Genomic DNA, 11,304 nt, shown 5'->3' on the forward strand with positions numbered 1-11,304 from the left:
TTGGCACGAATAATGCCTTCGATATTCGATATGGAGCTGCCGGTAACCCGACTGAAGATATTTTCGATAGACGAACTATTGTCAAAGAAAGCTGTTTGACCATCCGGGACAGAAAATTCCTGAAAACTATGAAACAAATTATTGCCGGTGTCGGTACCACCAGTGATGGTGATGAGATCTCCGTTAGCATCGAGAATTGCTCTCGAATTAGTTGGCAGACTGGTATCGGGGGTGATTTGTGCTGAGGTACTCGATGTATTGTTCAAGAAGAAAAAAATTATGAGGCAGCAAATCAGCCACAAGCTTTTTCTATTTGCTCTAACTTGTAATAACAAGAGATTTCTGATAGTCAGCATAAGTCAATAATTTGCCTTAGTTTCGGGACTAGTAAAGTTAGTGTGGATACACTTAAATAATTCTTCAATCTGATTGTTCCCAATTGGGTAACCCAAAATTGAAACCGACCATATTCAATTTGTGTGAGTTTAATTCATTCGGCTTGATAAACAGTAAATTCAACTCGAAATCATCAGTATTTACACGGAAAAAATAAATTTCTTGAGCCTCTTATAAGTTTATCTCTCCAAAACCAAATTGCCGTATTTACTCGTATAAGAAAGTCCTTGAAAGGCTTAAAATTTATGACTATTTCGTAGAACATTTAACTTAAATTCACCTAATTAAATACTGTTGCTTGTAGCATTGTACAAACACACGAAAATCTATAGCAATTAATTATTGTTATTGATTGCCTAGGATTTGAAGAGAAAAAATTATGAAAATTAATTTTATATATGCCCCAGATGTTAGTTACGAACAAATGATTGGGTACGAAATCGCATCCATTATTTGGGGTAAATTATTCACCGACGATGTAGAAGTTAATATCCTGGCTAAAACCACCGACCAGCTGAATTCCAACGTTATTGGTGGGGCAATTCCTAAATTTCACGAACAACATTACGCTCTCTTTCTACAATATTACGAAGCAGATATCACTTCAATAGAAGATCAAATGGCCTTCAATGCTCTACAGCAAGGCAACACGATCGATTTTTTGCTTGATGGAGATCTAGTTGGCGGCAACACCAAACTAAAATTGACCACTGCGTTAGCCAAAGCCTTGGGAATGAATAAGGCCATTAGTTTAGATCGCTATGTCCTAGATGAGTCAGAAAATCTTCTCGATGGCACAATTATGATGAACCAGGATTTTGCCTGGGATTTTAATTATTTACGCAACAGTGAAGCCGCAGCCGATACTCTGGACTTCATGAGTGTGGCTCTTCACGAAACAGGACATATTCTTGGTTTTACCAGCAGTTTGGATTTTTCGCTGCAAAAAGAAACTCTCCATTCTGGTCGAACAGAACTCAGCAATTTCTCTCCCCTAGATTTATTCCGTTTTTCTGCCGGAAGTTTAGCTCAAGACAATCCTGACGGGGCAGTTAATGATCTATCTATTGGCGGAGTAGCTTGGTTTTCTCCCGATGGAGGAGAAACCTTAAGTGCCAAAATGTCCACAGGAAAAGAGGGCGATGGTTTCCAAGCGAGTCACTGGGAAAGACGCTACGATCCTTTAGGTATTATGGACCCCACTCTTTGGTATCAAGAACGAGTCTCGATTACTGACCTGGATGTCTTAGCTTTTGATCTGATGGGTTACGATTTAAGCTCACAAGCAGCAGATGTTGAGCAATTATTTGAGAGTGAAAATTTAGAAGTTTTACTGGCTCAAGCGAAAGTTCAACTAGCTAATAAAATGGGCTTTTCTGTCCAATACTTAGAAGATAATGCCAATGTGCCTTTATCTGACCTGGAATTAATTGGCGAGATGGAAACCGCCTACCTAGCTGCTGCTAAGGGAACTGCTAATACAAGCAATATAGAAGATAGCTCTGGTAGTTCAGATTCAGATTTGGAATCTCTTGATGATAAAGAACTGAAAGATTTCTTCAAAGATTTAAATCAGATGATGAGGCACAGTTATGAATGGTGGGCACAAAATAACGGTGGTGGTAGTTCGTCTTGGCAAGAGCTTTATGAATGGTGGGCACAAAATAACGGCGGTGGTAGTTCGTCTTGGCAAGAACTCTATGAATGGTGGGCACAAAATAACGGTGGGGGTAGTGGTGCTTGGCAAGAGCTTTATGAATGGTGGGCGCAGGATAATGGTAGAGGTAGTTCCTGGTGGCAGGAGGTCTTCTTTGCTAGCCAAGATGACGGAAATTTGGACGATATAAAGTTACCTGGAGAAAGTCACGAGACCGCGAATTCCCCTGTTTATTATCAAATGTTTAAAGGAGGTCATGAAGATGACATCATTAGCGGAGATACTAGTGATGATCAAATTAAAGCGGGACAAGGTGATGATCTAATTGACGGTGCGGAGGGAAATGACACAATTTTTGGGAATGCGGGATTCGATACTATCTTTGGTTTTGATGGCAATGACTCCATCATGGGCAGTGACGGCGACGATGTAATTTCGGGAGAATCTGATAATGATGTTCTCTTTGGAGAAAGTGGTGCCGATGTTTTGATGGGCGGAGACCATGATGATTATCTTGATGGGGGAGCTGGCAGAGACTTTCTCAGTGGAGATGCGGGAGATGATGTTTTGATTGGTGGTGCCGGAGATGATGCCTTAGAAGGAGCAACTGGCAAAGATCTTTTAGTTGCTGGAGCAGGGGAAGATATTGGCAATGGCGGCAGTGGAGATGATTTTATCTATGGGGATGAATATTCGGGAAGTTTACAACAGGACTTTGGGAATAATTTAGCTAATTTAACTAATGCCTTTAATCCTACTGCTGCTAAGGAAACACCTGTTGAAGATAATACTGTCTCCGACATTACCGACGATGTGGTTTTAGCTCAAGATCCTCTGAGAGTGGAAGCAGAAGATATGAGTTGGAGTGGCAAGTATAAAGTAAAAAACAAAAGCTTTGCTTCTGGTGGTAGTTTAATTCAATATGATGATGAAGATAAGTGGTTTTCTGGAAGCATGAATTTTTCGGGACAAGCTGGAACCTATAACATCATTATTGGTTATCACGATATTGAAGAAGCGAATGGTCAAATTATAGTTGAATTAAATGGAACATCGATCGCTAGTTGGAATCTTACTAAAAATATCGGAGAAGAGATCGGTGCTGGAAACTTTACTACTCACACTATCAATAATATTCCTCTAACTGTTAATGACTCCCTTAATCTTCAAAGCATTATCAATTACGATGACGAAGGCGGAGAAGGTTCGATAGACTATATTGAATTTGTGCCTGTTGTTGATAACGGTCCCAATAGTAACAATACCGATGTAATTTTAGGTCAAGAACCTATTATCATCGAAGCAGAAAACATGAACCTCTCAGGAGGTTATTACCAAGACAATTACTACTATAACGGAACAGTAATCCGCACCAGTTACAGTAATCCTGATGGGTTTGCTAGTCAGGCATTCACTGGAGAAGCTGGTCATTACCAAGTTAAAGTTCACTACATTGATGAATCTGATGGTAATGCTTCACTTAGCGTCAAGATTGCCAATACAGAAATTGATAATTGGGTACTCAACCAGAATACAAGCGGTTCTAATCAAGAGCACTCCCGCACTATTTCTGAGGGTATGCATATTGATGTAAATGCTGAGATTGAAATTCAAGGACAGGCGGAACATTACGAATTTGCTCGCGTTGACTATATCGAGTTTATTCCTATTGACTTGCCTCAAGATGATTCGACTGATGACTCTAATGATTCTTCTCCCGCCGATGTCGACACTCCTCCTGAAACTATTAACATTACTCCTGAATTAGAACTAGGACTGAATAGCGACATCCTTAGAGGTGGTGCTGGAAACGATGGGATTGATGGTGGTAAAGGCAATGATATTATCTTTGGGGAAAATGAACTCAACGATTCTAGTAATATTACTGCTCCTCTGATAGATGGTGCTTTGCAGTATGGTCATAGTGTTTATATCTTGAGTCAAGCTGGTACTTGGCAGGAAGCGCAAAAAGAAGCCAAGAGTTATGGTGGTAACCTAGTTACGATCAATGATGATGGGGAGAATATTTGGCTACAAAATACTTTTAATACCGATGAAAGCTTCTGGATTGGTTTTAGTGATAGCGAACAAGAAGGAGTATGGAAATGGGCCAGTGGTCAAAGCAATACTTATACGAATTGGTTTCATTCTGAACCTAATAATTCTGGGAATAGCCAAAATTATGCTGTTCTAAACTACTATAGTAATGATGGGAAATGGGATGATCGGCATAGTAGCCTCGATGGTTTACAGCGTGGCATTATTGAGATTGATTGGTCTAGTGTTGGCGGTAACGATACGATCCTTGGTGGTGCAGGAGACGATCAAGTTTACGGTAACTCTGGCAACGACATAATTTTCGGAGATAATGGAGTCACCATTCCCAAGACGCCAGGAATACTAACTTTTCAGCAAGGAGTTCATGGTTACACGGGTACTGTTGATACTAGCCTTGAAGAAGATTTCGTTAATACCAATAATAGTGGAGCTATGTCGCTCAATGTTGACACTAATAGTGAGGCTCATAGTTTGATTAAGTTTGAAGATATCTTTGGCAGCCAATCTGGTCAAATTTCGCTAGATGACACTATTAATTCTGCATTCTTGGAAATTAATGTTTCTAACACTGGTAACAACATTGAAGTTCATGAAATGCTGCAAAGCTGGTCAGATACTGCTACTTGGAATTCCATGAATAAAGGAATTAAAGCCGATGGGACAGAAGCTGCCAAGGTCCCATTTGTTAATGTTCAGGCAAGTAGCACTGGTATTCTGACTATTGATGTCACGGCTAGTTTACAAGCTTGGCAAGCAAATCCGAACACTAACCAAGGATGGGCTTTGTTGCCTACGGGCTCTAATGGAGTGGACTTTGATTCTGCGGAAGGTAATATTGCTCCTCGCTTAGTAGTTGATGTTAATCAAGGAAATTCCTCTGAATTAAATACAAATAATACTGTTGGCGGCAATGACAATATCTTCGGTAATGGTGGTCACGATATTATCAGGGGTGGCGCGGGTAATGATGTCATCAATGGTACTGATGGCATAGTTGCAGGCTACTTAGAAAAAGATACCCTCGAAGGTGGTGCTGGCGCAGATAAATTTATCCTTGGAGATGAAAATCAAGCCTTCTATGCTACTGATGGGGCTCAGGATTATGCTGTGATTCAAGACTTTAATGCTAGTGAGGATATCGTACAGCTAAATGGAGTGGCTGGTGATTATCAACAAACACAGCAAGGTAATGATCTTCATCTCACTCGCAATGGTGATTTGGTAGTAATCCTGGAAAACAATAATACCTTGAATCTCAATAGTAGTGCTTTTGAATATGTCAGCACAGTCTAAGTAAGAAACGGTTTCCTGTTCCCCGTTCCCCGTTCCCTATTCCCGACATTACGAGAAAACCACTCCACAAATATAGCTATAAGCCTCTAGAAAATCGCCAATATTTTTGCACTAGGGGATAACGAAAACTGTAAATACTCCCTGATTGCACTAAATAATAATCCTTCATTAATAATCTGATGATGGTTCTCGCCATTTCCTTATTATTGGTTTGTGGGTCACTATATAAAACTTGCCATAATTTCTGAAAAGAAGTGGGAGGATTAATGGCCAAAAGATCTAAAATATTGAGGGCATAGGGTTTTTGCTCTTCAGTATAATAATTGTCAATTCTTTCGCGATAATGATCCATTTTCCAGGGATTAAGGGGGTTGCGTAGTGATTCTTCTACGGTAAAGTGAATGGCATTTTGAGAAACCTCACCTTCTAAAGTTTTCAATTGGTTGACTAGATGATGAATATAAAAAGGAATACAATCTACAGCTTCGGCAATATCTCTCGCTGATTTTTCTGCATTGAAAGTTGAGACATTTTCCCCTTTTATCAAATAGGAAGTTAAGGCGATCGCATCTTCCAAAGCCAGAGGCTGACCGTCAATTGTATACATATCATTGGTTGGATCGTTGCGATATCCAGCTTTTTGCAGGTTTTTAAAAATATGATGTAAGCCAATGGAACCAGAAAAGATCATCCTGACATCGGGATAAGTTTGACGGAGCGATCGCAAGACATCCAGCATTTCCATGGCAGCTTGCTCGCTAAAATTCTCTAACATATGGGGAATTTCATCCCAGATAAAGACTATTTGACGCTCTTGAAGTGTTACTAAATCTTCTATTGCTTTAATCAGCAGAGTTTTCCAATAGTCATCGGCGATATGGGGAAATCTGGAGCCTGTAAACTGAGTTTCTTGCAACTGTCCTAAAAATTCTCGAACTCTTCTGGCTTTACCTTGCTCTCTGAGATAGGTCTCGATATCTTGCCAAACGACTTCCACAAATTCTATCGGGGTGCGAATTCCTTCTAGGTCTCGATAAATCGGTACCATGCTACTGGCAGATTCGGCTTTCATTTTTTTGAGCGTGCTGCTCTTGCCGATACGTCTTTCGCCAATAAAAATTAAACTTTGTTGTTCGAGAATCGACCAGATTTGAGCAATTAGTTTTTCTCGGCCAATTATCTCTTGTGGAGCAATTTCTCCTCCTGGATTAGCTTTAAAACTATTCTGTTTGAATTTAAAACTAACTATTTGATCATTTCTTTCTGGTTCGCTAGCAGAAGCATTACCCCAATCCAAATTGAGCTCTTGGCAAATGCGAATAAAATTATGTGCGGCGATCGGCTTGCAATTGATAAATTTGGAGACCGACCCTGGAGAAATATTGAGGTTTTTCGCAATGGAGCGTCGTGTAAGTTGCTTGATTGCTAAGGATTCTTCCACTTTTGGTTGCCATTCACTATTGAGTTGTAATAAGCTTTGTGTCATGCTGCTTGGCTGTATATTCTAGATAATTAAAGGAAAACCACCCTCAATCATTATGGATGATAGGCATTTGAATCCTGATTTTTATAATTATGATTTAAATTTGCAACTCTATCTCCACAAAAGCAAAGCAGTCATCATTTGGACATTTGCGATTATATTTTAAAGGGGAAGTTGGACTAATCACTAAAAAAGCGTGTCTGAACCAAGATTATCGTCTGTACTTTCAATAATAGTTGGAGATGATTTGGGATTTACCCCAGACTCCTCATGAGCTTTTTTCTCTAGAAATTCCTCAAAATTCACATATATTCTGTCTTGAGCTGTCACATTATTATTTTCATTCAGAGTACGACCTGTCGCCCCACTTCTGACATCGAAAAGTTGTTGTAGAGTGTTTTGAGCATTAGTTCCTGGCTTGAGAGTGAATAAAAGACTATCACTATTACAAGGTGAATTAGTAGAAGATACGGCACAAATTACTGGCTGTCTTTTGACTCTACCAGCAGTGAAAAATTGGAGAGTGCCGCGATCGCTAAAATACTGAAATTTGTTAGAAACAATATCGCAACGAGTTTGGTTATCATAGCCGCCACTTTCGAAAAAACCAGAGCTCCAGACGATGATCGGAATATTGCCATGTCTTGGCGATCGCACAATGGTCGCAGGGTGACCATCTTCAATGCCACAGAAAAAGCTTGGTTCTTGGCTCAAACTTGGCCGGCTAGGAATTAAAGTTGTCGCTAAAGCCACAGCAGAAACATTCAAAAAAGTTGCAAACTTAGAAAATTTCATAATGTCAGTAATACTCCTAAAGAAATTTAATGGGTCTATTACCTGATAAGTTAATGATAAATGAGTTTAATGGTATTTCAATTTTGAATCTTCAACCTTAATGCTTCTAGACTGTTGATTGCAGGTTGATAATCAGGCTTAATTTCTAAAGCTTTTTCTAAAGATATTTCTGCTTCTTCATATCGTTCCAATTTATAGAAAACAAAACCTTTATTTGTCCAAACATTATAGTCATTGGGGTCTAATTCCGTAGCCTGATCATAGGCATCAAGAGCTTCTTCATTCCTCCCCACTGTTTCTAATACTAAGCCTTTATTTCTCCATGCAGGAGTATAGCTAGGATCGATTCTAATAGCTGTTTCAATATCTTCTAAAGCAAGTTCATATTGCCTTAATTCAATCTGGACAAAACCTCGATTGTTGTACAGCAATGCTGAATCAGATAGGTTTTGAATTTTTCTTAATTCTACAGCCTTGTTTAAAGATTCTAGTGAACCTCTGTATTGTCCTAGAGCATATAGCAATTCCCCTTGAATCAGAAAATCGGCGGAATTATTAGGATTAATCTCAATAGCCGCATTCAAACTATCCAAAGCTGGTTCAAATCTTTGTAGGGCTTGCAGGGCCCCTGCTTTGCAACGATAGGCATCATATTTATAGCGAGAAGGATTCACTTGAAGTTCAATGGCTTTGTCACAGGCTTCGAGAGCTAGAGTATATTTTTCATCAAAACCCAGAGCAAAACCTTTGGCAAACCAAGCTAAGTATAAATCTTCTCGTAAGGCGATCGCATTATTAAACGCACCTCTAGCTTCAGCCACTCGGTCGATACGCCAAAGTTGATTGCCCCTTTCTAACTAATAATAGGGATTATCGGTGTTTTCAATCGCGATCGGTGGTTGCCAATCATTAACGATAGCTTGACTCAAAGGAGAGGGAGCCGAATCCTCAATATTTAAATAATCATAAAATGTGCGGGTTGATGCCCAAGATAAGAAGGTTTTGATAGAGATGCCCTGACTCAAACCTACTTTGATCCTTACAGGGGGACCAACTTCATCTAAATAGTCTCGAATAATTTCATCTTCTTCTCCTATTTGTCTGCCGTCTGCTCTACCATGAATGCCAATTAAACGACCTTGAGTATCTAATACTGGCCCGCCACTCATTCCTGGATGGGTCAGATTAGTATAGATTAACTCGTAACCACCAAACTCATCTTCTTCGGAAATATCTGGTTGATGGGAAATAGCAGTCCCAGAATTATCGAAAAGATAACCAGGAGTAAAAACACGCTTTGCTTCTTCTTTTGTTATGGGCCAACCTGAAACAAATACATATTGCTTAGGGGAAGCATCGGTAAATAAACTATTCTCATAATCGTTTGTTCGGTAAAGACGGTAATTGAAATCAGAAATAGTGGCAATAGGATAATCTTGATCGCTTTCGAATTGCAAGAGTAATAAATCGACATTGTTGGGTAATTTTTCAATTTTACTGATATCTATTTGATGTGTTTTCCCATCATATGTATCTAGATCTGCTTCTTCCCCTGCTTTAACCGCATCTAAAACATGTCTAGCAGTTAATACATAATATATATCTTCATGTTTGCCAATAATTACTCCAGAACCGGGGTCTCCAAGGGATGGATATATTTGCACAGTAACTTGCTCTGCGATCGCTTCTACATTATCAATCGTCTGCGATAAAGCTACTTGGGATTGAACTATCGCGATCGCGGCCGTGCCAAAAATAGTAGGAAGAAAATTTTTCATAATTGTCAATTAATTGGCAAAGATCCCTTGATAGCGCTCAACACCTTCATAAGCGTAGCGATTATAGCCATTGCGCTGAATAAGTTCCTCTAAATAATTCATTCTCGTTTCTGAGGCTGGATGACTAGCTAGCAAAGAATTCGACCAATTGGATTTTGGTTCTAGTTGTTTCAATTTAGCCATTATATTGTAGAGCCCATCAGCCGAATAACCTGATGAGGCTAAAACTCTTGTCCCTAAAATATCTGCTTGTTTTTCCTGGTCTCGGCTCAAGTCAGCATTCACAAATTCACCAAAAGGAATTAATGAGGTTAAAGAGTTGCTGGCTATATCCTGAAAACCATGAGAAAGAACAGAATGTGCTATTTCATGACCCAAGAGCCCTGCCAACTCAGCTTCTGAACTTATGAGCTGTAACATTCCAGTATTAATAAAAATTTTGCCGCCAGGTAGGGCAAAAGCGTTGGGACTAGGATCTTCGACGATAAAGAATTCATATTCAAACTCATCTCTTCCCATTAATCTGGCCAAATTTTGACTGACACTGTCAACATACCCTACTAATTGAGAATTATTAACCAAAGTCAGATTTTGTTGATAGGCCTGAGCTAGACTTTTGCCAGCTTCTGATTCTCCTGCCAGGAGAAATGCACCCGTTTGAAATCCTGCTTGATCACCGACAAAAACAACGGTAACTGCGGTGCTTAGGATTCCTGAAATAATCTGATCTTGTTGTAGTTTATTACGATACTTTCGTTTATATTCACTGGCGATCGCTTGATAGCGTGATGCTTGGGGATCATCAGGATATGCGATCGCAAATTGACGAGCAGCAATAGAAGCTTCTAAATATTTGTCATTTTTAACCAAAAGTTCAATTCTTTTATCTAGAACATCCGTTTGTTCGGGATAAAGTGTAGCTAATCTTTCGATCGCAGCTAGTGCTTCTTCGTCTTTCTCATATTGCTCATAGGCTTGCAACAGTAGTAAATGACCTGGTATAAAATCAGGAGAATTTTCCGTCAATTTTTCTAACGGCACGAAAATTTTGCTTTCTAAACCTTCTTCCATCCCTTGGTTCGCAATTCGCCAATACACTTTACCTGCTGGAGATAAGTTTTCTGCATCGACTTGTGGGGATGCAGGAGGAGGCGCAGGTTCAAAATCCGGCTTGACTGTCTCTTGGATTTCCCTGGCTTTGGTGAGATCACCTTGTTTATAAAAACGATCTGCTTCGGCAAGTCTGGGATAATAGTTACCTCCAAAGTTGATATTTAAAAAGTTCTGACTAACCTGATAGGATTCTTCTGAATCTAGTGTTACTGGTCTTGCCTGTTCAGCAGAGATTAATGATTTTGAAATAACTGCATTGCTACTCAAAATAACTAATGAAAAAGTCAGAAACACTAAAAATAATTGATTACGGGCAAGTAATCTTAACTGTTTCGGGAGTCGCACCTTATAATCTCCAAAATTCTTACAATCAATTTGGAATGGCTATAATTTAATTTCTTATATAAACATCCTACTAAGACATAGCTTCTCCAAAACCATATTTTTTAATTTTCTTTACATAATATCTAATTTGATTGAATCGAGTCTTGATTGAGCTTAAATCGAAGGCAGAAGAATGAAGGCAGAAGGCAGAAAATAACTAGCATAGTGGGAGAATTAGAATCACCACTATGCCCTGTTCCACTTAAAGAAGCGGAGGAATTCAACCTAAAGGGATAAGTTAGAAGTAGTTTTATCCTTCTGCCCTCTGCCCTCTGCCCTCTGCCTTCAAGGGCGAAGCCCCGTTAAAAAAGGCAATTTGGTGGTTTATTCTTGACAGCACAAGGATC

At 39.4% G+C, this 11,304-nt stretch carries 7 protein-coding genes; 1 reads left to right on the top strand and 6 read right to left on the bottom strand.

All coding sequences use genetic code 11. The features are described 5' to 3' along the window. Positions 1-266: filamentous hemagglutinin N-terminal domain-containing protein (locus XEN7305_RS27270; protein ID WP_238568919.1), on the bottom strand; the 266-nt coding region annotated here is incomplete at its 3' end. A gap of 509 nt (positions 267-775) precedes the next feature. On the opposite strand from XEN7305_RS27270, the gene XEN7305_RS26285 reads away from it, so the two are divergent. Beyond that, complete coding sequence (locus tag XEN7305_RS26285) at positions 776-5,404, top strand: NF038122 family metalloprotease (RefSeq protein ID WP_006507555.1); 4,629 nt, start codon at positions 776-778, stop codon at positions 5,402-5,404. 76 nt (positions 5,405-5,480) lie between these two features. Here XEN7305_RS26285 and XEN7305_RS01525 read toward each other — a convergent pair whose 3' ends face one another. From XEN7305_RS01525 to XEN7305_RS01545, 5 genes are all read right to left on the bottom strand, one after another. After that, complete coding sequence (locus XEN7305_RS01525; protein WP_006507556.1) at positions 5,481-6,890, bottom strand: ATP-binding protein; 1,410 nt, start codon at positions 6,888-6,890, stop codon at positions 5,481-5,483. A 183-nt stretch (positions 6,891-7,073) separates the two neighbouring features. Continuing rightward, a complete protein-coding gene (locus XEN7305_RS01530; RefSeq protein ID WP_006507557.1) occupies positions 7,074-7,682 on the bottom strand; it encodes a COP23 domain-containing protein in 609 nt (202 codons plus the stop codon). 77 nt (positions 7,683-7,759) lie between these two features. Further along, positions 7,760-8,503 carry a tetratricopeptide repeat protein gene (locus XEN7305_RS01535; RefSeq protein WP_006507558.1) on the bottom strand — a complete coding sequence of 248 codons (744 nt, stop codon included), beginning with the start codon at positions 8,501-8,503 and terminating at the stop codon, positions 7,760-7,762. A gap of 36 nt (positions 8,504-8,539) precedes the next feature. After that, complete coding sequence (locus XEN7305_RS01540) at positions 8,540-9,460, bottom strand: serine protease (RefSeq protein WP_006507559.1); 921 nt, start codon at positions 9,458-9,460, stop codon at positions 8,540-8,542. Between the two features lie 9 nt (positions 9,461-9,469). Continuing rightward, the gene (locus tag XEN7305_RS01545; RefSeq protein ID WP_006507560.1) at positions 9,470-10,918 is read right to left on the bottom strand and encodes a M48 family metallopeptidase; all 1,449 of its coding nucleotides are present in this window, start codon (positions 10,916-10,918) and stop codon (positions 9,470-9,472) included. Between the last annotated feature and the right edge of the window lie 386 nt (positions 10,919-11,304).

Source organism: Xenococcus sp. PCC 7305, from assembly GCF_000332055.1.
GTDB lineage: Bacteria > Cyanobacteriota > Cyanobacteriia > Cyanobacteriales > Xenococcaceae > Xenococcus.